This is a genomic window from Pedobacter sp., assembly GCF_035566355.1.
Taxonomy (GTDB): domain Bacteria; phylum Bacteroidota; class Bacteroidia; order Sphingobacteriales; family Sphingobacteriaceae; genus Pedobacter.
Map to the genome: position 1 here is coordinate 1 of NZ_DATMRL010000728.1, position 21364 is coordinate 21364.

Annotated in this window: 22 protein-coding genes; 3 read left to right on the plus strand and 19 right to left on the minus strand. The window is 39.8% G+C overall.

The genetic code is table 11. From position 1 onward, the window contains the following. From VNZ46_RS28590 to VNZ46_RS28605, 4 genes are all read right to left on the minus strand, one after another. A partial coding sequence (locus VNZ46_RS28590) for an RNA polymerase sigma factor (protein ID WP_414693545.1) occupies nucleotides 1–228 on the minus strand: 228 nt, incomplete at its 3' end. A 110-nt stretch (nucleotides 229–338) separates the two neighbouring features. Beyond that, a complete protein-coding gene (locus tag VNZ46_RS28595) occupies nucleotides 339–1928 on the minus strand; it encodes an MFS transporter (RefSeq protein ID WP_325564989.1) in 1590 nt (529 codons plus the stop codon). Beyond that, nucleotides 1921–2982 (minus strand): HlyD family secretion protein, encoded by a 1062-nt coding sequence (locus tag VNZ46_RS28600; protein ID WP_325564991.1) that lies wholly within the window; start codon nucleotides 2980–2982, stop codon nucleotides 1921–1923. Before VNZ46_RS28600 ends, VNZ46_RS28595 begins: the two co-directional genes overlap by 8 nt. Nucleotides 2983–2992: 10 nt before the next feature. Beyond that, a complete protein-coding gene (locus VNZ46_RS28605) occupies nucleotides 2993–4309 on the minus strand; it encodes a TolC family protein (protein ID WP_325564993.1) in 1317 nt (438 codons plus the stop codon). 90 nt (nucleotides 4310–4399) lie between these two features. On the opposite strand from VNZ46_RS28605, the gene VNZ46_RS28610 reads away from it, so the two are divergent. Then, nucleotides 4400–5194: an AraC family transcriptional regulator gene (locus tag VNZ46_RS28610; protein ID WP_325564995.1), complete on the plus strand. Its 795-nt coding sequence runs from the start codon at nucleotides 4400–4402 to the stop codon at nucleotides 5192–5194. Nucleotides 5195–5203: 9 nt separating this feature from the next. Here the strand turns inward: VNZ46_RS28610 and VNZ46_RS28615 are convergent, their stop codons facing one another. After that, the gene (locus VNZ46_RS28615) at nucleotides 5204–5686 is read right to left on the minus strand and encodes a YdeI/OmpD-associated family protein (RefSeq protein ID WP_325564997.1); all 483 of its coding nucleotides are present in this window, start codon (nucleotides 5684–5686) and stop codon (nucleotides 5204–5206) included. 170 nt (nucleotides 5687–5856) lie between these two features. Here VNZ46_RS28615 and VNZ46_RS28620 point away from each other — a divergent pair, with 170 nt between their 5' ends. Then, complete coding sequence (locus VNZ46_RS28620) at nucleotides 5857–7200, plus strand: hypothetical protein (protein ID WP_325564999.1); 1344 nt, start codon at nucleotides 5857–5859, stop codon at nucleotides 7198–7200. A gap of 145 nt (nucleotides 7201–7345) precedes the next feature. Here VNZ46_RS28620 and VNZ46_RS28625 read toward each other — a convergent pair whose 3' ends face one another. From VNZ46_RS28625 to VNZ46_RS28655, 7 genes are all read right to left on the minus strand, one after another. Beyond that, the gene (locus VNZ46_RS28625; protein ID WP_325565001.1) at nucleotides 7346–9757 is read right to left on the minus strand and encodes a PAS domain-containing protein; all 2412 of its coding nucleotides are present in this window, start codon (nucleotides 9755–9757) and stop codon (nucleotides 7346–7348) included. A gap of 83 nt (nucleotides 9758–9840) precedes the next feature. Continuing rightward, nucleotides 9841–10488, minus strand: coding sequence for a hypothetical protein (locus tag VNZ46_RS28630; protein WP_325565003.1), 648 nt, complete (start codon nucleotides 10486–10488; stop codon nucleotides 9841–9843). Nucleotides 10489–10633: 145 nt separating this feature from the next. Beyond that, nucleotides 10634–11485 (minus strand): LytTR family DNA-binding domain-containing protein, encoded by an 852-nt coding sequence (locus VNZ46_RS28635; RefSeq protein WP_325565005.1) that lies wholly within the window; start codon nucleotides 11483–11485, stop codon nucleotides 10634–10636. A gap of 35 nt (nucleotides 11486–11520) precedes the next feature. Beyond that, complete coding sequence (locus VNZ46_RS28640) at nucleotides 11521–12237, minus strand: hypothetical protein (protein ID WP_325565007.1); 717 nt, start codon at nucleotides 12235–12237, stop codon at nucleotides 11521–11523. A 123-nt stretch (nucleotides 12238–12360) separates the two neighbouring features. Next, nucleotides 12361–12576 carry a histidine phosphatase family protein gene (locus VNZ46_RS28645; RefSeq protein ID WP_325565009.1) on the minus strand — a complete coding sequence of 72 codons (216 nt, stop codon included), beginning with the start codon at nucleotides 12574–12576 and terminating at the stop codon, nucleotides 12361–12363. Between the two features lie 9 nt (nucleotides 12577–12585). Beyond that, nucleotides 12586–13467, minus strand: coding sequence for a nucleotidyltransferase domain-containing protein (locus VNZ46_RS28650; RefSeq protein WP_325565011.1), 882 nt, complete (start codon nucleotides 13465–13467; stop codon nucleotides 12586–12588). 92 nt (nucleotides 13468–13559) lie between these two features. Next, a complete protein-coding gene (locus tag VNZ46_RS28655) occupies nucleotides 13560–13841 on the minus strand; it encodes a tetratricopeptide repeat protein (protein ID WP_325565013.1) in 282 nt (93 codons plus the stop codon). 7 nt (nucleotides 13842–13848) lie between these two features. Here VNZ46_RS28655 and VNZ46_RS28660 point away from each other — a divergent pair, with 7 nt between their 5' ends. Further along, on the plus strand, nucleotides 13849–13962 hold the full coding sequence (locus VNZ46_RS28660; protein ID WP_325565015.1) for a hypothetical protein: 114 nt from the start codon (nucleotides 13849–13851) through the stop codon (nucleotides 13960–13962). Between the two features lie 20 nt (nucleotides 13963–13982). Here VNZ46_RS28660 and VNZ46_RS28665 read toward each other — a convergent pair whose 3' ends face one another. From VNZ46_RS28665 to VNZ46_RS28695, 7 genes are all read right to left on the minus strand, one after another. Beyond that, complete coding sequence (locus VNZ46_RS28665; protein ID WP_325565017.1) at nucleotides 13983–17147, minus strand: M1 family aminopeptidase; 3165 nt, start codon at nucleotides 17145–17147, stop codon at nucleotides 13983–13985. Nucleotides 17148–17151: 4 nt separating this feature from the next. Continuing rightward, entirely contained in the window at nucleotides 17152–18027 is an 876-nt protein-coding gene (locus tag VNZ46_RS28670) for an ABC transporter ATP-binding protein (protein WP_325565019.1), read from the minus strand. A 77-nt stretch (nucleotides 18028–18104) separates the two neighbouring features. After that, the gene (locus tag VNZ46_RS28675) at nucleotides 18105–18314 is read right to left on the minus strand and encodes a helix-turn-helix transcriptional regulator (protein ID WP_325565021.1); all 210 of its coding nucleotides are present in this window, start codon (nucleotides 18312–18314) and stop codon (nucleotides 18105–18107) included. 1 nt (nucleotide 18315) lies between these two features. Next, on the minus strand, nucleotides 18316–18828 hold the full coding sequence (locus tag VNZ46_RS28680) for a hypothetical protein (protein WP_325565023.1): 513 nt from the start codon (nucleotides 18826–18828) through the stop codon (nucleotides 18316–18318). Nucleotides 18829–18919: 91 nt separating this feature from the next. Beyond that, nucleotides 18920–19384 carry a VOC family protein gene (locus tag VNZ46_RS28685; protein WP_325565025.1) on the minus strand — a complete coding sequence of 155 codons (465 nt, stop codon included), beginning with the start codon at nucleotides 19382–19384 and terminating at the stop codon, nucleotides 18920–18922. A 263-nt stretch (nucleotides 19385–19647) separates the two neighbouring features. Next, on the minus strand, nucleotides 19648–20229 hold the full coding sequence (locus VNZ46_RS28690; RefSeq protein WP_325565027.1) for a YdeI/OmpD-associated family protein: 582 nt from the start codon (nucleotides 20227–20229) through the stop codon (nucleotides 19648–19650). 221 nt (nucleotides 20230–20450) lie between these two features. After that, entirely contained in the window at nucleotides 20451–21362 is a 912-nt protein-coding gene (locus tag VNZ46_RS28695) for a helix-turn-helix transcriptional regulator (protein WP_325565029.1), read from the minus strand. Between the last annotated feature and the right edge of the window lie 2 nt (nucleotides 21363–21364).

Genomic DNA, 21364 nt, shown 5'->3' on the forward strand with positions numbered 1-21364 from the left:
ATAACCGGCAAGGTTAACCGTTACATCCAGTTCATTCCTTTTTTCCCAAAGTTTGGCCAGCACATCCTGCACAACATCCATAGCCTCGTCCTTATCCCTCAATTTGTTATCAGCATGAATAAACAACAAAGCGTTATACCGATTATAGATCTCCGCAAAAGCAATTTGTTGTCCCTGTTGCAGGAGAACAAAAAGTTCCTGATCGGTATATATAGCCTTTGTAGTCATTAATTTGGATCTCCTGTTAAACTTAACCAATATTTCCTCCAATATTAATTAAAATTCGGTTCAATGTAAATTTTACCTGAGAGATCCCATCATTCTATGCGAAAATGTGTTTAATAGGGTACAAACTTACTCCTGAAAGCCAGAATTCCTCTTTTTGCCCGTGGAACAAACAATATAGCCAAAATCAATACCACTAATGCAAAGATCATAGCTGCATAATAATCCATCGATGCACGCAATGTAACCTGCTCACCAACCATTTTGTTCAAAACGCCAGAAGACAATACCTTTGCCGTTTTTGCATCTTGTCCTCTCCATGCAATATGCTCTTGTATACGAACCACTGTTTCACTCATTGCAGGATTCAGATCCGTAATATTTGCTCTGAACCAGTTATAATGTGTACTCTTATTGTAAAGCTGAAAATAATTAGCAAGAGAAATGCTCGCACAAAAACCTACAAAGCGAAACCCAATTCCCAGAAATGAAACGGAGCCTACCAAAGGTGCCGGAACCGATGAGGCGGTAAACAGCACAAGCGGCACAAATAAAGCACCTGATCCCAAACCTTGTACAAAGAACGGCATGAAGAAATCACAGGTGGAGGAAACACTGGAAAAGAGAAAATACATCTGTAGATGATAAAGCAAAAGGCAAGAAAATCCAGCAATCAGAATTTCTTTTATCGAGGTTCCATAAAGTACAAAACGGGAGGAAACAAACATACCCACAACAATTCCAACAATATTAATCACCCAGATCGGAGTAAGATGAATAGGGTCAACTCCCAATATCCCCTGCAAGTAAGCATAGGCAAAACCCGTTGTCCCTTTAAAAATATAATACACCATCAACAACAGTAAGCCATTTCTGAAATTCGCAAAGCTGAATAATCTCAGATTTACAAAAGGCCGTTTTAAATGAAACTGCCGCACAGTAAACATGGCCGTTGCAGCAATTACAATAAGGCAAAGGTTAAAGATCAGAGGACTATCCAGCCAATTAAGCTGTTGTCCGTAAACAAAAATATAGCCCGCACCGCAGAACATGACCGTATAGAAAATATAACTTACCCAGTCTAACTGATATAAAGGAAACTTTTTCCTGAAACGTACATTATTGGTGAGGAGCAACAACAACACAACACCAGGTACCTCTATAACAATCAACGCATAGAATAACATATTAAACTCAAAGTAATGAAGCAACCAACTGCACAATATGGCACAACCCGGAATAGACACCTGCAAGGCACCATAAAAAATAGAATATCCTATTGTTTTTGCACGTGCAGAATGAATCCTTGGAAAGATCAAGTTCATACAAATGCTGCAAAAAATTGCACACACCGCACCTTGAATAAAACGACAGATCATAAAAACCGTAATATTCCGGGTTAAGGCACAAACCAGATACGTAACCGTGTTCAGCATCACGCCAAGAATGAAATATTGCCTTGGGGCAAAATATTTCACAAACCGATCGTCAACAGGCAGAATGGCAACCAACACAGCATACATCATGATTACAGAATATTGAACATCAGCAGGCTCCATACCATAATATCCTGCCGTTTCGGCTGTATTACTGAAGTAAAGGGCAAATGCAACAAGAGCAGGCAAAAGTACCAGAAAGATAGTCGAGCGGACCAACCATTCAGGTGCCCAGGCTTTAAAAATCGGCAAATGATGCTTATTCATGACTTTCTTTTTTGACGGACACATTTGCATTCATTCCTGCCGACAACATCGCGATCTTTGAATGTTCATCGGTGAGTTTAACACGTATTGGAATACGCTGTATAATTTTCACAAAGTTTCCCGTTGCGTTATCAGGCGGCAATAGCGAATACCTTGATCCAGTTGCCGGCGAGACAGACTCTATTTCACCATTGAATTCTGCATCAGGAAATGCATCAACTGTAACCACAGCCTTTTGTCCAGCCTTAAACCCACCAACCTGGGTCTCCTTGAAATTAGCAACAATCCATTTTCCTCCTTCCTCATTAATAATAAATGTCATCGTTTGCCCTGCCTGAACCAATTGTCCTTCCTGAATGACCTTTTTACCCACTTTACCCCTATAAGGTGCAGTGATCACCGTATAGCCAAGTTCCAACTTGTTTCGGTTTAAAACATACTGTCGTCTTTTGATTTCTGCAAGTACCGATACTTTCTGCGCCTCTACATCTTTAATTTTGGACAAAGCTGCTTTATAAGTATTTACTACTGCCTGGTACTCAGAGACAGCAATATCCAATGCCGCCTTTACATTGTCAAAATGCTGCTGCGTAGTTGATTCTTCTTTCAGTAAATTTTGATAACGATTAAACTCCTGCTGCTGCCTTACCATTTTTGCGCGGGCCGCATCAATTTGAGACAGGCCTATAGCCGCATTACTTTTCAGCGTACTGATATTTGCCTCCAGAATACCAGTTTGGGACTTTGCATTTTCCAATGCGGCCCCCGCTTCATCTTGTTGTACCCGATATTCACTATTGTCTATAATCAATAACGTATCTCCCTCGTTTACTTGCTGGTTTTCCATGAAACAGATCTTTTTAATATATCCGCCAACTTTTGTATTGATAGGGTTTACATATTCTTCCACCTGCGCATCGTTCGTCTGCTCGTATTTCAGCATTGCCCAAATCAGGCTCACGCCCCACACGCCCAGGGCACATACAACCAGAATGGCAATAGCCCTGGTACTTTGAACAACGATTTTATCTATTTTATTCTGTTTTGTATTCATTGTATTGCGTTTAAATTTTTCCTACTATTCTTTGTAACTCGTAAAACTGTACCTGCGCACCCACTTGCGCTGAGGTCAAGTCGAACTTCGATTGGAGAAGCTGAGTCTCTGCATCCAGCAGATCTGTCAAGAGCGATTGCTGGTTAAAATAACTGGCCTTTAAAATCCTCAGTGCTTCGGTCGCTTGTATGATGTTTTTCTTCGCAACCTCAATCCGTTGCAGCGCTTCAGTATAGTGCAGATAGGCGGCCCTCACCCCAGTTCTGATTTCATCCTGTTTAATTTCATGATGCACGGCCTGTTCGTTTCTTTTTAGGACAGCAGCCTCTTTTTTATACTTGTTCAGATAAAGACCGGAAATAGGCATACTTACCTTTATACCTGCCTGCCCAATACCAAAAAGTGCATCAGAATAAGGATAAAACTGCGATTGCGGGTAGGTATAACCATAGGAAGTAAAGAAGTCTACTTTAGGCAGTATATTCGATTTTACCTGCTTGAGATTCAAATCACTTAAGACAACCCTGTTGTCTGAAAGCCTGAACTCAAAGGAGTTTTTATAAGCGATGGCCAGATAATCGTCGTAACTCAAAGCGTAAGGCTCCACAAGTTCAATATTTTTAACAACGGGATCCAAGGGTGCCTGATCTGCACGTCCCATAATAATGTTTAACTGCTGAACCGATAGTGTAATATTGTTTTCTATTTCAGAAAGCAGCATTTTTTGATTGGAGATTTTCAGCTCCATCCGCAGCAGGTCACTTTTCAATACGGTTCCATTTTTGTACAGGTGGCCGATTTCTGTCAACTGCTTTTCCTCATAGGCAATTTCCTGCACCGTAAGCTCTTTAAGCTGCAGATTTCTTAGAAGCGCATAGAAATAAGAGGCACTTTTAAACTTCACATCGGCCAGTGAAAGCTGCTGCTGGTTTAATATTGCCTCAAGCTCAACCTTTTTAATGCTAATCTCTCTTCTTGTTTTTCCACCATGGTATAGGTTGAGCGAAGCTTCTGTTCCAATACTGTACGACTGGTTGATGACCGGAACAACAGTTGGCCCGTGAAAAATACCATGTTCATAAATAGGCATATTCGTCAGCCTGGAATATGAACCATTTGCATTGATCTCAGGAAGCCTTTCGCTTTTTGCGTCTTTCAGTAATACTTCACTTTTACCTACTTCTAATGCGCCGACCTTTAATTCCTTATTGTGTTCTATTGCCTTTTCCCAAACCACCTGTAGGGTAAACAGGCTATCCTGTGCGTGTCCAGACTGATTGCAGAACAGTAATCCAAGAAAATATACGATTGATAATTGATGTCTCATTTCTAATTCTAATGATGCACCACAAAATTACCCCGCAGTCAAAACAAAGGTTTTATATAATAGGCCAATATTTTACTTATTTTAGCCATTATGGATTTGCTAAAAAAGTTTGAAAGAGAAATTGATCTTGATAAAGACGCAATTTACATCATGAAAGAACAGCTTGAACATCGCTTTCCAGCACATAAACATAATAAAAGCCAGCTTCTATTGGTTTCAGGCGGCATAGCTTACCTGAAAACACTGGAGAAAGAATACTATATCCCCTCCCAGCATTATGTATGGATACCTAAAGGCATGATGCACAATGTAAAATTCAATACCGGCGAACTCACCATTTTAAACATTTATTTCAGAGATGAGCCAACCTCAGAACACCAACTTTATAACGAACTCGGTATTTATCCCGTGAGCAGCTTACTCCGGGAAATGATCAGTTTTTCAGAAAACTGGCAAGGCCTAATATTGCCCGGAAGTTGGGAATACGAATTCCTCACCACAATGAAACATTTGCTTGCCCACTCGCCCGGCAAGAGATTTTCTATACTCCTGCCAACAACAGAAGAAAAACGCCTGCTTGAAATAACAACCTATTTACACGAACATCTTCAAGAACCTTTAACACTACCCCTGGTTGCTTTGCAATTTGGCTTAAGTGTAAGAAACCTGACCCGGCTGTTTCAGCAACACCTGAACATTTCCTTCCTCCAATACCTAAAGATGTTGAGAATGATCAAAGCCATGGAACTGTTAATGGGTTCGGAGAAGAACATCAGCGAGGTAGCCTACGAAGTTGGTTATTCCAGTATTGCAGCATTCAGCAATACCTTCCAGCAACTTGTTAACATGAGGCCTAGCGAATTTCAGAAGGTAATGAAAAGCTAAAAAACATTTTTATGGCTTATCTCTACCCACAAATCTCTCTTTTCCTAATAAAAAATTAATGGCTCTGCTCACATTTTTATCAATGCTCTCTTCAGTTTTTAGATGCGCAATATAACGTACAATTTCAAATTGTAATGAAGGCCTTAGATTTTCAAATACTTGCAGAGCCTCTTTATTTCCTTTAAGCGCTTCTGTCAGTTTAGGATGCGCTGATATAGACCTGTCTGAAGAGTCGTATTCTATAGTGAGTTCAATAATTTCACCAATACGCTTAGGCGAATTTTTAAGCATAGTGGTATTGATATAAAGCCGCCAGGCACCGCTGTATTTCACCAATGTTTGTCTGTACGGCTTATCGTTTATTACACCCCGTATTGGAATAGCCCCTTTGTTTTTACCGGCCTCCTTAAAAAGGTCTTCAAGGATACTGTCTGGAACAAAAACAAATGGATTTATTCCAATAATCTCTATACTTGCATTGAATTTATTCATTACCTAATGATACGAATAATCCACTATGATCAGGCAAAAGAAACTATATTTACCTAGGTAGCGGATGTAGAAGAATATGAATTCGGTACTTTTTACACACGGGAACTGCCCTGCACCAAGGCTTACTAAAGCTTTGTGAAATTTTAGGAAAAATCAACAAACAATAAAACATGAAACATATTATTTTATCCCTTATTCTATTAAGTTCAGTTAGTGTATTTTCCCAAACTGGACAGTATGTTAAGGACATCAAAACTGGATGTATGATCTGGAGTGATGAGTATTCGCCTAAAGATAGTCTAATATGGAGTGGTTCTTGTAAAAATGGATATGCCTTCGGAAATGGCGTATTGCAGTGGTATCAAGATCATAAATTAGCTGTGATTTATACGGGGCAAATGAACCAGGGCAAACTTAATGGCAAAGGTAAATATGAAATTATTGGCTACGCTACTTTTGAGGGCAATTTTACCAACGGGGCTCTAAATGGAAAAGGTGCTGCATATTATAGTAACGGGGGACAGACAATTGGTAACTTTGTAGACGGCAATTTTCTAAATCTCGACGATAAGTATTTAGCAATACTTAGAAAACAATATCTCGATATTAACGACAGCACTGAAATTTATATTAACGACAATGGAAGTGATCAACTCTTCTATTATGCACTTATACCTAAGCAGACCATAAAAGCAGTTTTAGTCCTGTTTCCTTCCACAGGCGAAACGGTAGAGAACGTAATCAGCTGTAACAAAAATTTGATGCAACAAGCCTATAACAACAATATTTTACCGGTTGTAGTAAGTGTCAACTACAATAAAACACTGGAAAGTGATCAAAAAGCCATGCAACTTTTTGATGCTGTTTTTGAAGACTTAATTAGAAAATATAAGGCTCCAAAAGATAAATTTATCCTGGGCGGACTTTCGCTCGGCGGGATGAATGCTTTACAATACACAGAAATGTCAAGGAACAAAAAATACATAACTTTTATAAAGCCATTGGCTGTAATCGGTCTTGATCCCCCCATTGATATGGCAGACTTGTATAATGGAGCTAAAAAATCGATCATAAAATATGAAAAGGAAGGGTTAAACTTACCAGAAAGCAAAAAAATCGCCTTAAACGAAGATCACTTTATAATAGACAATTTCACTAAACTTTATGGTGGTTCTCCAGAAGAATTTCCTGATAAATATACAGAAGCTTCACAGTTTTCAAGAAATAGAGAAGATGGAGGCAATGCAAAATATCTAATCGATGTGCCAGTAAGATTATATTGCGATCCAGATATAGTTTGGCAGCTCAAAAACAAAAGTAGAGACTACTATGATCTGAACGCCGCCAATCTCTCTGCAATGACAAATTTTCTAATGCAAAGCGGAAATACAAAAGCAGAGTTTATACCTGCTATAGGAAAAGGTTTTAGGGTTGATGGGAAAAGGCATCCGCATTCCTGGTCTATTGTTGAACCTATTGATTGCATCAAGTGGATTTTAAACCTTGCAAAGTAAAATGTAAGGAAATAGAGTTTACTGAACCTCTTCATTCAACAAAATATAAATACAACCACCCCAAAAAAGTCTACACTTCTTTTCTCACCTTAGGGGCTGAAGCTTTTCGCGAAAGGTCCAGTGAGAAAAGAAGTGTAGACTTTTTTCACTCCATATCAATCAGCGGCAAACTAAAAGTAAAAGTAGATCCAGACCCAAAAACACTTTCCGCAGAAATCTCCCCCATATGGCGCTGAATAATTTCTTTACAAATGTAAAGACCAATCCCAAAGCCCGAAATAGAGAACATCTGGCTACCCTCAACCCGATAATACCGATCAAAGATCCTTAACAGATCATCCGGTTTAATACCCATCCCCCTATCTTTCACACTAACATTCACCATCCCTCCGTCTTCAAAGCAAGAAACTTCAATCATACTATGAGCCGGCGAATATTTAACGGCATTGCTGATCAGGTTGTGAATCACCTGCTCTATTTTGTCCCAATCCCCATTTACCAACATCGTTTTAACCGGATTAAAAACCAAAACATGACTTGAAATAGTAGCCCTTGACTCCTCTTCCACTTCCGCCATAAGCCTTGCCATATCAAATTCCTGAATATCCATGTAAATCTTTCCAGATTCAAGCCTGGACACATTTAAAAAGCTATTCACCATAGCCGTCATTTTCCCCACCTGGCTATTTGCTTTTTCCAGCATCCCAGCACTAAACTCCTTGTTTTGCTGATTTAACCTTTGCAGCATTTGGATATACCCTTTCATAGAAGTAAGTGGCGTTTTCAACTCATGACTTACCATACCGATAAAATCATTCTTTCGCAGTTCATCCATTTTTTGCTCTGTGATATCTGCCATCACACCAGTAATATAATTTCCCTGCTTTTCATCCGCAACAAATTTACCTACAGAACGCATCCATCTCTGTTTGCCATCATAAACCCCAGTAATAGGATACTCTACATTGAAGCGTGAACCTGTTTTAAATGAAGTAGCAAAAGCATGCTCAACCATCTGTCTATATTCCGGTAAAATCTGCGAAAGCATTGCATCATACGACACCTTTTCTTCAGGTTTGAAGCCAAACATTTCATTAAACCTGGGCGACGCCTCAATTACACCTAATTTTTCGTTAAGAAACCAGGTCGCCAATTCCCCAGATTCAATAGCCATCCGCAAAGCGACCTCCCCATCCTCTATCTTTTGCTGTGCTTCCAGTAATTGCTGATTAACAATGGCCAGCTCCTCATTGGTTGCAATCAACTCTTCATTAGAAGCCACCTGTTCCTCATTTGCAGCTAATAATTCCTCGTTTATAGCCTGCAAATCTTCCGTACCCTGCGCCAGAGCCTGCTCCATCTGTTTACGTTCTGTAACATCCCTCGTGGTTCCCGCCACCGCCTCCACTTCTCCAGCTTCATTGAGTACCGGAATCAGGATATAGTCATAAATCCTCTTCCCCAAAACTGCATGCGGAAAAGCAACTTCACCACGAACAGATTCCTTTGTTGCTCTGATATGATCAATTTCCCGTTCATGCATAGCCGCGTGCCATTCCTCATAACCATTTTCACGCAACCCCTTACCAATAGCGGTATCCCAGGTCTTACCCCACATGGTCAATAATGCACTATTCGCATACGTAAAACGATACTCAAGATCAAACACATACATTAAATCCGGTGTCCCCGAAGTGATCGCTTCGTAAACTCTTCTTTGCTGATCTGCCCCTTCCCTCGCCTTTAGAAGCTCCTCCTGCACCCGGATCATGTCTGTTACTTCAAACACAAAATTGACAATGCCATCTATATGATTATGTTCATCCCGTCTGGCCTGAAAGCTAAAACTAAAATAACGTTCCTTTGTTGGCCCCCCCTCATATTCTGAAACAGGAATCATCACCTCGCTCATTTCCCAGGATTCCCCCTCATTATATACTTTTAACAACATTTCTTGTATGGATGAACCCACCAGTTCCGGAAGAGCTTCGAAGATAGGACGCCCGGAAAGTTCACGTCCAGGCAAGATCTGTTGATAGGCAGGATTGACAAGTTCATACACCAGATCAGGACCATGCAGGACACATATCCCAGCAGCAGCCTGCATAAAATAACTATAGAGCTGGTCACGTTCAACTTTGAAAGCATTTTTTGCAACTTCCTCTCTTTTTCTTTCCGCAACCTGCCTGGTATTTTCCAAAACCCACACCGCAACCCTTTTTACTTTACCCGCCTTATCCTTTATCGGGGCATATACAAAAGTAACAAAGATCATTTCCGGTTCTCCATAACGAATCAACATGAGCTCTACCTGATCCGCATAATAGGCTTCGCCGGTTTGAATCACTCCAGCCAGCGCAGCCTCATAATAAGGCCGGGCCTCAGCAAAAGCATCCCAGTAGTAGCGTCCATAGATCGCTTCATAAGGTTTGCCAGCAACCTCAAGAAATTTATCATTAACAATTTCTGCAACAAGCGTATCCGCATCCAATATGCATATACCGATCGGCGCATTCAATAGGGTAGAATTAAAATCTTCCGCGTCTGTAAATAGCATAGGCAATTAATTTGATGTAATCAAAATAACCAAAATCTACAGATTTTGTTTAGCATACTATAAAAGATGGAATAACCTTACTTTCACCCCACCTTCACTTTGTACCTTTTCACCCACCTTAAAATCAAAGGAAACATCACTACCGTTGGAAGCAACCATGCAACATAAGCGGGCAATAAAGTATTGTTAACCACAAGAAACGCCGTCAAAGCCGCAACATAAGCCCCGATCATTCTTTGAATATGAGCAACAAGCCAGGTATTTAAAACATCCCCTTCCCCCCTAAAGTTCCTAAAATCCGAACGCACCATTCTAAATCCAATAAGCCCAAAAACAATAAAAACAGCCCCGAAAGAATTTTTATGGATCAGATGATAAATTCCAAAAAGCAAAAATAAAACACCAAAAGTGAGCATAAAATAAGTCAGCAACCAGTCAATCTTACCAGGCTTTTGACCTTTAGACATTTTTTTCAAATGCAAGTATCTCGTTCCGGACGAAACCATGTATAAAGTAAAAACCCCAACAATAAATAAAAAGTAATTTGGATGAAGAACAGAAAGTACAAAAGCAGACAAACTTACAGTTAACATTCCATATAGAAAAAATCGCCCCGCTATCCGGTGGATCTTACCTCCTTTTTTACCAATAATATTAATCGTTCCTGAAATTAAGCCAATAGTTCCAGCTACAATGTGCAGTATTAAAAATACTTTAAATAGTACATCCATGTCGTTTAGTTTTTGAATTCTTCTGCAATGCTAACAGGAAGAAATCAATAGATAAACTTTTAGGGACGAACTGCACGCTTTTGTGACGAAAAGCACGGTTTAATTAGACATCAGTGCCATTTTGCGATACATAACAATCATAAAATCACCCCTTATTTACAACCTGCTTAATAAGTTTGGTGTATTGTCTCGACACATAAACCTCCCTATCAGATCCCTTAATTCCTAAACGATAGCCCTGAGCATTCCCCTTCACATGCTCAATGAAATCAGTGTTTACAATAAAAGCCCTATGGCACCTCATCAATTGAGCATGGTTTCCCAATTCAGCTTCCGCTTTTACAATACTATTCCGAATTGTGACTGGAGCAATTAGCCCATCTTTACGACGATAAACCTGAATATAATTTCCATCAGATTCAATAAAAGCCAAATCACTTACCTGAATATTCAGCTCCGTTTTGCCATTTTCTGCAGTAAGCACAATATCTCCAGGCACGTCCTTTACAGGTTCAGTCAAAAGAAAATGATCATTTAAAACCTCAGCCGATTTTCTATTCAGCCTGAGCATCCTGTTTTGTCTGATCAACACCAAAAATGTAACTGGAATAGAGCCAATAATCAAAGTATATAACTGAAAAACAACCAAACCAGCCATAGTAAAATGTAAACGGCCGATACATACGAAGGTATACACATAATTTGCAAGCCCTAAACAAAAAAGCGACCAGCAACTCCAGCAAATCTGTCTGAAGATCGTCCAGCGCAGGTCTGAAAACAACCTGAGAACGACCAGCCCATTAAAAAGCAGCACCAAAAAACTAACTAAACCATAACCTGCAGAAAATAAATGATCATACTTTACAGAAATATTAGAAAGCCCAAAAGGCTTTAATAAAAACATCAGTAAGCCAATCCCTAAACCAACCAATACAGCTACTTTAACCTGTTTATCAGGAAAAGGATAAGGCTGCTGCAAAAAATTCTTCAAATTCATTTTAAACAATACAGAGCCGAATATAGCTTATTCTTTCACATCTGCATATTCAGATTAGTATGATTAATCTGCAAAATACCCGGGGCCTGCTTTTCAGTTCCCCCTAATAATCCATTCCAAACCAGTGTATATGCAGAAATCCCGGAAACAGGCACTAAATTATAGCTTGACAACAAAGTTCCATTAGAAGCATCCCTAATCTCAAAAATAAAAGGAGCTGCTATGCTTGTGGAGAGATGAGATTTAAACACACCAATGCCCTGATAAGGGAGTGCAGCAACTTCTGAGCTCGGAGCGGTACCAGTTAGATTTACCGAAATCGCAGGTCCTCCTTTCAACAAGTTGATAAAGCGGACAGAAAGTGTACTATTACTGTATGGAGGAATATTAACCTCTTTATAGAAGAACGCATCCACAGAATTGGGCCAGAAACCAGATAGCATTAAAGTAAATAAGTCTCCGTCTGCCCCATTAACATCTACCCCAAAGTAATTCAATGCCGTATTTTTATACGAAAAGGCAGAAACATACAAATGGTCTCCACCAGTACCCGTTAAGATCTTCGAACTCCTGTTCACTACGCTATCCAATGGGCTTTGATTCAATACAACCGCATTTCCACCAACCATTACATTTACTACATTATAAGAAACAGTTCCCGACCTTATAATCTCCTTTTTCTTACAGCCACAAAAACTAAAGAGCAGCAGACAAATCATTATAATGCTAGAATAAAATCTTCTGTTCTCCATACATTCAGTGTTATGATTAAAAGCTCATAAAATAACCAAAAACTACACCATAAAGTATTTGGCCAACAACAATGAATAAAATGAATAATCACTATCAATTACAAGCTAAACGAAATAGTTTGATCAATCCAGGTAATAATGCTTAATCGTATTCAATCCCTCATCCAGCTCATAAACCCATGGCGTAGCTGTTGGAATCTCAAGTTTAGTTACCTCTTCATCTGTTAGATTATCCATGTATTTAATCAACGCCCGCAGACTGTTCCCATGTGCACAGATAACCACTTTCTGATTTTTTCGAATCCTTATAACGCAAGTCATAAGCAGGATAACCTGCATCTTCCTTAGTTAATCCAAACTGACCTTAAATCTGGGTTCATATTCACCATCCGTTAAAGCAACAATCTCCTGCCACAATTCTTTCAACAGATCAGCGCTTTCCATTAATTCACCAGCTTGAGTACCCGCCTGCCCCAAAATTCTATTTAGCCTCTCTTCAATTTTTACAGGCACCCTATGAAAGGTCCTTATAATTTGAACAGCTCTTTTGTCGCCCAGAGGATAGCTTTCGTTGATGGCAAATAAAGCATGAACCAGATAATTCACAATCCTTGTAAAACAACCTACAGTATTGTAAGAATCGCCGATGCTTGCAAAAGAAACACATTGCATCAATGTAAATTCAGCAAGCCAAAGGCTATCGGATATAACAACCTGCCGTAGTTTTATAGGATAAGATATAATCTGCTTTTTGAACCCTTGCAGAATATTCTGTGGATCAAATAAAGGCTTACATACCTGAGTTTCCCCCAAGTAAATGATCGACCTAAACCCAAAAGGAGGCTGCTGATCAAAATTATGCTGCCAAATGCCATTCACAGCATCAGTAATTGTTTGCTGAACCTGATCAATATTCCTATACAGCAAATCTACCTTCCCAACAGCTGTCATCATCCATGATCCCCCATTTACCCAAGGCCCCCATTCATAAAAATCAGTTACAAGAGGCATTCCCGCTATAGAAAAACTACCCGCTATACTTCGAACCTTCTCAATATCAAATGGACTCTTTTCCGAGTAGTACAACCCTATGTCCAGATCTGATTTTTCATTAGCAAAACCAGCAGCATGAGAACCACCCAAAACAATTGCAACTATACCCTTCACATTTTTTAATGCAGAAACTATCGCATCTAAAGTAGCTTTTTTTTCAAATAATTCAGTTCCCATGCATCACTCCTTTTTAAGCGGTCATTAATAAATTGCACCAAAGGTACAATTCCAAAACAAATTCAAACTCCCCGGTCTGCCCCCACACTAAACTACTTAAAAACCGTAGCAAGCATTCCTGCCGCATTTTTATTACCAGCATCCACATCCAGAGCCTTCCGGTAATAAATTGAAGCCTGAGCCCTATTCCCTTTCTTCAAATAACAATCAGCCATAAGCTCATAAGCATAAGAGATATCCCCAGACCTCCCTCCCAATCCAGCCGCGATTGAAAATAAACGAATAGCCTCATCAAATTTATGCCTTCGCAGTAGAAATCTTCCAATATTAACCATATCCGCAGTTTCATTAAAAAAGTCATACCTGGTTTGCACAAGTGAAATGGATAAAATTGTTTTTCAATCAGGACAACCACATATAGAGTTGAAAAATGCAGAAAAACTACCTGTTGGCCGTACCCGTTATGAAATGCTGAAAGAAAGATGGCTGAGCTGAAATAAGGCCTCTAATTGAACCTACCTCAATAATAAATCATTGATTTTAACATGCTGAGCGGTGTCGCTTACGTTGTACAACTCCCTTAACAAATCTGTAGCAATGGGTGCCAGACTGGGATAGGTATGCTTTTGCAGCAGATTTTTCAACGCTTTGTTGACCTTTTCTTCTCCAATTAAATCAGTTAACTTACCCATCACCACTATTCCTTTATCATAATAAAGATGGGTATCTTCCGGTTTGACCTTATATAGCGGTGATTCTTTTGTAAATCCACGTTCGTTCAGGTAAATATCCTTATGAACCGCTAATTTTTCCTCAACTGCACGAGCACTCAGATATCGTCTTGCCAGCATCAATTCAGTATACATAGCCAGGGTTTCGGTCAGTAACTTTGACCCTTCCCGCTCATCAGGAGCCAGTTGACCATTTCCCCACCACTGGTGAGATAGTTCATGTGCGGCAAGTTCGTTAATCACATCCTGACCCCGGTCAGTGTTCAAGTTATCATGAAAAAGCAAATGTTCGGTCATGAAAATTGTCGCCGGATAAGCCGTACCTGCAAACCCATCGGTAAACGCAGATACCTCTGCGAAGCGAATGGTTTTATAAGGATAGGGGCCAAAATTTGCCTGACAATAATCCAAAGTCCTTTCTGCATTATTAATCAGGTGTTTTACGTTTTCGAAGTGTTTACTATCATAATAAACCTGAACATCAATCCCTTTATAATAAACTTTTTGCACCTGATAATTCGCAGCCGAAATCCCGAACCGAAAAGGGATGGGCATTCCAGAAAGGTATTGAAAATAATTCCGGCCTTTTGACTGCCATTGACTGGCTAAATTACCTACACCAATCACAGTTTGCCCGGTTGGAGCAGAAATGATCATGTCCAAATCAATAAATTCATTCTTACCCCGGGGAGCCTCAAGCTTAAGTAATGAGGAAGCATGCCCTAAGTGCCTTTTTCGCCTTTCCGAGGGTGAAGATATTTCCATATCCGGTTGATATCCAAAGTATGGAAAATAATTGCTGATCCGGATAAAAGTGCCATTGTGAACAATAGCATTAAAAGACTGGTGACCGGTAAATCCATTCCAGGCATAAGAAAACAAGAAACCCAGAGCGGCAGAATCTCCCGGCAATAAAGGCTTTTTAAGCTTCACAATGCCAGTCTTTGTACTTAAAGATTCACTATAGCCACCTGCCTCATAAGTAACCGACTCGACTTTTAAATTCACATCCCAATTAACCAACAGTTCGCTAATCGGCGTAGCACCCTCATTTTTTAAACTATAGCGTCCAGCTACCTGATATGCACGACGACCAGGATAAAGATCAATTTTAGTTTTCACGCTGACAACAACCGGCTGGTTGATATCCTTAAATTTACGATAAAACTGCTCGTAGCTTTCCCGGTAGTCCAACTCCACATAAGCATTGGTTGATGACGCTTGTTTATAGATATATATTCCCGTTAGTATACAAACAATAAGCGGCAAGCCGAGACAAAACAATCGTTGTTTGGATAATCTATTTATACCTTGGTTTATAACTAACCATAACACCGTAATCAGACTTGCACCATAAAGCATCCTCCATGAAAAGCTGTTAAAATAATCGTCCCAGCCATTCATTTCACTGTATCTGGCTGCATAAGGTGCAGCAAAGCGCAGCAGCGGATGCGTAATACCCAGAGACTTTCCAACAGAAGTAAACAATAAAACCAACAGGATACAAGCGGCTATTAAGCCCGCCCATTTACGGTCAATCAAATATTGCAGCAGCAGCAGGAGTGCGGCACAAATGATCAGAGGAAAATCAATAAGCCAGTACAGCACCAGATAAACCTGCCAATCAATGGCATACTGATAGATGAGCTGAAATACAATACCAGTTACAAGGATGACCGTGGTCAATATCACGATGACCACCGTAAGAGAAAACCATTTCGATAGGAGAAAGATGCCCTTTCCAGCCGGAGTGCTCCTCTCAATCCTATCAAAATGGTAAGCCGCGCTTCGCCAATACAGTTCATGTGCATAAAACAAAGTAATCATTAACAACAATCCTGGTAAGTTGTAAATAATGCGGTTAGCCATCAGGCCAGTACTGGCATATTGTTCTGGTAAACGAATACCCTGGTCAATGCTGCCATAAAATTCCATACCTAAATAAAAGACCAAACCAAATGCAACCAGCACAAAAGGAATGCTTTTAATCAGCACTTTCAGGTCTTGTTTCACCAAACTTTGAAGTGCCAAAAATGAAAACCTCCATCCTCTTGCGGCAGCTGATAGTGGTTTGAAGGTCCACACCAAGCGTTCTTCCCCAGTTAAAGCCGCTTTATTTTTAATAAGGCTGCCATCCCGGATATGGAACTTAAATCTATAATAAACAGTGAACAGCAGCAGCAAAGAGCCCAGGATGTATAACAATCGGTTATTTAAAAAGTTACCCGTCAAATCAATCAAAGAGTTATTTTTTTGGACTACCGTCCAAAGATTGGTTTGCTGGTAAAAAGCAGAGAGGCCGAAGGGGTCAATCCTTGCCGAAAAATCAAGTGCATCAGAAGACTGGGGCAAGCTACCGGCCATCATGGGTGAACCGGAATAAGTTAACATAATCAGGTAAATTATATAAATAAACAAACCCGTTAAATAAACCATGAGTTTGTTTCTGGCCAGCCAGGCCACCGTACTGACCAATACTGCACAAAGCAAGAGATTTGGCAATCCCAGAATTAAAACCGGCTGTGCGTAAAACCAAATATTAAACTCACGGTAAGCCAATCGGTCACTATCGGCTAAATGACCAAACAGGTATCCGATTATAAGTAGTATGAAACAAATAAGCGATAAAATAAACAAAGCACCGAAGCGGCTGAAAAGATATTTTGCTTTTGCAATTCCTGTAGCATACAATATAAGACTGAAATCGGCATCCTGTTCTTTAAAAAGTATCTGCGCAGCCAGGATGGTCGTTGAGAAAATAGTAGTCAGGCTAAGTAAACCAATCATATTGGCAATACTGTATGGAGAATTACGGTATATGTCGTTACCCGGGCTAAAAGACAGCTTCAGCCCAATAAAAACACCAGCTAAAAACAGCAAAACAAAGGCAATATAAATGCCGGGCTTCTTCAAATAAGTGCCCAGTTCGAATTTCAGTAAGGAAGTCATTGGATTAATTTATTGATGTAAGCAAATGAAAATATACATCCTCCAAAGTGGGTTCTACAGGTTTAAATCCGTGACCTGGATCATCCTCAGCGTAGACATGGATATACAGTTTACCCGTATTGAGTTGTGAAGACAAGAGTCGAAACTCTTGCTCATAAGCTAATTTTTCCACCTTTTTTATGTTTTTTTGCCATAACTTCCCGGCAAGAGTAACTATGAAATCCGCTGGCCTTCCCTTTGCGATGATCTTTCCTTTATTCATTACCGCCATATGCGTACAAAGATTTTTAACATCTTCAACCAGATGAGTAGACAGAATGACAATCTTTTCTTCACCAATCTCGCTGAGTAAATTGTTAAATCGGTTGCGTTCCTCCGGATCAAGACCTGCAGTTGGCTCGTCCACAATGACCAATTGCGGATCACCAAGCAGCGCCTGAGCAATCCCGAAACGCTGCCGCATACCACCTGAAAATGTATAAACATCTTGGTGCCGCTGTGAATAAAGATTAGTTTGGTCTAACAATGCCAATACCTGCTCTTTTCTGGAGGGTGCATGAGTTAAACCTTTTAAAACAGCAATATGTGTTAATAAATCATACGCCGACACTTTCGGATAAACTCCAAAGTCCTGCGGTAAAAAGCCGAGTTGTTTTTTGACTGACAGAGGATCCTCAATAAGGTTATTGCCATTAAAGCTAATTTGTCCAGCATCAGGTTGTTGCAATCCCGCTAATGTTTTCATGAGAGACGATTTACCTGCTCCATTCGGCCCCAGCAAGCCAAACATGCCATTGCGAATCTCCAACGATAAACTATCTAAAGCTTTTACACCGTTCTTATAGGTCTTCGTTAAGTTTTTAATTGTTAATACGTTCATAATGAAATAATTTAGGCAAAATGGTGGCCCTCCCTTACGTTGCCGCGGGCTTAATGAGTTATAATTTCAGTTGATTTTTATTGATCAGCTACATATTCCAGCACATCACCGGGCTGACAATCAAGCGCTTTACAAATAGCCTGCAAGGTATCAAACCGAATACCCCTTGCCTTTCCCGTTTTTAAAATGGAAAAATTAGCAGGCGTTATATCCAGAATCTCTGCCAATTCTTTGCTTTGCATTTTTCGCTTAGCCAGCATCACATCTACATTTACAATAATGGCCATATCAAAGAATCAAATCGTGTTCACTTTGCAAATTATATCCCTCCTGGAAGATAGCGGCCATAAAGTAGGTAAAAACACCCAGCAGCATATGCAGGATCACCAAAATTTCTACCGGAGACTCAATTTTATATACCACAGAGACTAAAACAGCAGATAACAACGGCAAAATCAGGTTACCCAGGTAAAATATCTTGAGCTGACGTATTCCGTAAGCCGTAAATAATTTACTTTGCGTAAAAACCGTAAAAACTTTGCTCACTAAGAAGAAGAATAGTGTATAAAGCCCCAGTAGCAGCAGAAACATGATAATGTATCCGCTGTTATATTCACCCAAAAGGAAAGGCAAACGGGTAAAAGGGTAGCAAATCTCGAAGCGACTGTTGTGCTCAACGAGATTTAAAGACCAACCGGTAGACAATGCGACCAGAGACAATATAAAAGATAATAAGTAACCTGCAGCCAACACTCTGCTAATGGCTAAAAGTACTTTGGAAACAAAACGAACAGTTTTCATAGTAATGCTATTAATTACTGCAATACTACTATTAATTATTGTAAAACAATAATTAATCAAAAAAAAATTTAATTAAGTGTACCTGGCTACCTTATTGCTTAACGAGCTGCTGAGCTAAACCAACTAAAATTCCTTCCGCACCACGAATATAGCAGAGCTTGTACGAAGCTCCATACTGAACCACCTCACCAACAAGTTCAGCACCCTGTTTAATAAGCCTGGAAACCAACTCATCAATATCCTCAACAGCGAACATAACGCGTAGATAACCGAGAGAATTCACAGGAGCAGTCCTGTGATCTGAGATCGTAGGCGGGCTGAGAAACCGAGAAATCTCGAGCCGGCTGTGACCATCAGGAGTAACCATCATAGCAATCTCCACGCGCTGAGTGCCCAGTCCAGTAACACGACCAGCCCAGTCACCTTCAACCATCGCCCTTCCTTCGAGTTTCAGGCCTATCTCCGTAAAAAAAGAAATAGCATTATCAATGGACTCCACAACGATACCAACATTGTCCATCCGCAGTAATTTATTATTTGCCATAGCTTTATCCATTTACCTTTTAAACTAAAGTTAGTAGAATCCCATAAAAAAGGAAAGCGGGAATGATCTCCGACCACTCCCGCTTAATCTAAATTAACGCTCTCGTATATAAAGACGCTAAACATGATCAAATATTGTATCACAAATAATTTTTTTTTTAATAATTTCCTTAAGGCAAAACACTACATCCCTCCGACAACGACTATACCCCCGCAAAAGAGGCAAAAATCGCATTATTGACCAGTTACACACCAATATTATTTGAGCGAATAGGGCTACTGCAAATGTCTTGGCTTCTGTTTCTGCCCAGCAAGTTCTACAACTTCAGCTATTCTTTTCTGCCTGGTTTCCGGACGCTTTGCAAGAACAAGCCATTGCAAAATTGCCTTTTTTACCGATCTGCTTAAACCAAAAAAGAAACGCTCCGAATCGGGTTTGCTTTTCAATTCCATCTCCAGGTCTTTCGGAACGATCAATTCTTCAACTTCGTCTAATATTATCCACGAACCATTTTGCTTTGCAGTTTCAATACTTTTATAACCAGCTTCAGTCATTAAACCGTCTTCTATAAGCTGCACCACTTTCTGTTTGTTAATCTTAGACCAGGTACTGTTTGATTTTCTTTTACTAAAAAACTGATGAGATGACTCCTCATCAATTTTTAATTTCTTGCTGTCAATCCAACCAAAACAAAGAGCAACCTCAACAGCCTCACTCCAGGTAATAGATTTTTTATCTGAAGATTTGACATAAAAGACAAGCCGTACAGCCTGCTTAGAGAGGTGGTTTTTCTCCAGCCATTCTCGCCAGGCTTGTTTGCTGGCTGGATAAAAAATTTCTATTTCATCTTTTTGCATGTGCTCACCCAATTTATTGCAATAATTGATCAACCATAATTTACTTTATTAGATCCAGAACAAATTTAAGCAAGCGTAATGACAACCCTATGTCAGAGGTAAAACCAACGAAATACAAACTTAGGCATATAAATATATTCAGATATCTTTATATGTAAATACCCATTCATTAGCTCCAGTTAATCCAAATTTAGTTCAAAAATGGAACTATGTATGTAGGATCAATTAAAAGATTCCCTAAATTCCGATGGCGAGACTGAAGTACGGAATTTGAATAGACGATGGAATGACTGTGCGTGCTCAAATCCCAGCTGATAAGCAATTTCTGAAACCGACAGCCCTGTAGTTGAAAGCAATTCCTTGGCCTTTTCTATGATCCTTGCCTGAATATGCTGTTGCGTTGTTTGCCCGGTTTGTACTCTTAGCATATCGCTGAGGTAGTTTGGGCTCAGGTTCAACTCGCTGGCAATCTTCAGGACTGTTGGTGCTCCACCAACCGAAAGTTCATCGTCATTAAAGAACCGATCAAGCAATATTTCAAATCTCGAAAGAAGGTCGTTATTTGATTTCTTTTGAGTTAGGAACTGCCGATTGTAAAAACGATCGCAGTATTTTAGTAAAAGCTCTATATTAGAGATCAGCAGATCCTGGGTAAAAGCATCCATATTCGCCTCAATCTCATTGCTGATGTTACCGACGATATCCATCACAGACTTTTCCTCACGTTCTGACAGATATAGGGCTTCATTGCTGGAATAGGAGAAATATCCATAGCCTTTTATTCTACCCGAAATCGGATAACCATGTAAAAAATCGGGATGCACTGCCAAAATAAAACCTTTCACTTCCGACAATAAAATATCCTCAAATCTAAGCACCTGCCCCGGTGCCATAAAATACATAACCCCTTCATCAAAGTCATAATATTGCTGACCGTACCTGCACTTACCACTTGCACAATCCTTTTTCAAGGCAATTACATAAAAACCCGTCACCACCGCACTAAGCAACGTCCCTTGCTCAGCCGATATTTCCGAAAAACCGAATACACTGATCAACGGATGAATTGGCCGTTTGAGTTTCAGAACACCATGCAGTTCCGTAATAGACGATATTTTACCAGGTACTTTCATTT

Coding starts and splice junctions, on each gene's coding strand:
- VNZ46_RS28665 (WP_325565017.1), bottom strand. CDS start 17,147: ATGACTTCCTTACTGAAATTCGAACTGGGCACTTATTTGAAGAAGCCC.
- VNZ46_RS28640 (WP_325565007.1), bottom strand. CDS start 12,237: ATGGAGAACAGAAGATTTTATTCTAGCATTATAATGATTTGTCTGCTG.
- VNZ46_RS28685 (WP_325565025.1), bottom strand. CDS start 19,384: ATGGATAAAGCTATGGCAAATAATAAATTACTGCGGATGGACAATGTT.
- VNZ46_RS28660 (WP_325565015.1), top strand. CDS start 13,849: ATGGATAAAATTGTTTTTCAATCAGGACAACCACATATAGAGTTGAAA.
- VNZ46_RS28690 (WP_325565027.1), bottom strand. CDS start 20,229: ATGCAAAAAGATGAAATAGAAATTTTTTATCCAGCCAGCAAACAAGCC.
- VNZ46_RS28650 (WP_325565011.1), bottom strand. CDS start 13,467: ATGGGAACTGAATTATTTGAAAAAAAAGCTACTTTAGATGCGATAGTT.
- VNZ46_RS28605 (WP_325564993.1), bottom strand. CDS start 4,309: ATGAGACATCAATTATCAATCGTATATTTTCTTGGATTACTGTTCTGC.
- VNZ46_RS28630 (WP_325565003.1), bottom strand. CDS start 10,488: ATGGATGTACTATTTAAAGTATTTTTAATACTGCACATTGTAGCTGGA.
- VNZ46_RS28675 (WP_325565021.1), bottom strand. CDS start 18,314: ATGGCCATTATTGTAAATGTAGATGTGATGCTGGCTAAGCGAAAAATG.
- VNZ46_RS28680 (WP_325565023.1), bottom strand. CDS start 18,828: ATGAAAACTGTTCGTTTTGTTTCCAAAGTACTTTTAGCCATTAGCAGA.
- VNZ46_RS28670 (WP_325565019.1), bottom strand. CDS start 18,027: ATGAACGTATTAACAATTAAAAACTTAACGAAGACCTATAAGAACGGT.
- VNZ46_RS28600 (WP_325564991.1), bottom strand. CDS start 2,982: ATGAATACAAAACAGAATAAAATAGATAAAATCGTTGTTCAAAGTACC.
- VNZ46_RS28695 (WP_325565029.1), bottom strand. CDS start 21,362: ATGAAAGTACCTGGTAAAATATCGTCTATTACGGAACTGCATGGTGTT.
- VNZ46_RS28635 (WP_325565005.1), bottom strand. CDS start 11,485: ATGAATTTGAAGAATTTTTTGCAGCAGCCTTATCCTTTTCCTGATAAA.
- VNZ46_RS28620 (WP_325564999.1), top strand. CDS start 5,857: ATGAAACATATTATTTTATCCCTTATTCTATTAAGTTCAGTTAGTGTA.
- VNZ46_RS28610 (WP_325564995.1), top strand. CDS start 4,400: ATGGATTTGCTAAAAAAGTTTGAAAGAGAAATTGATCTTGATAAAGAC.
- VNZ46_RS28615 (WP_325564997.1), bottom strand. CDS start 5,686: ATGAATAAATTCAATGCAAGTATAGAGATTATTGGAATAAATCCATTT.
- VNZ46_RS28625 (WP_325565001.1), bottom strand. CDS start 9,757: ATGCTATTTACAGACGCGGAAGATTTTAATTCTACCCTATTGAATGCG.
- VNZ46_RS28595 (WP_325564989.1), bottom strand. CDS start 1,928: ATGAATAAGCATCATTTGCCGATTTTTAAAGCCTGGGCACCTGAATGG.
- VNZ46_RS28645 (WP_325565009.1), bottom strand. CDS start 12,576: ATGCAGGTTATCCTGCTTATGACTTGCGTTATAAGGATTCGAAAAAAT.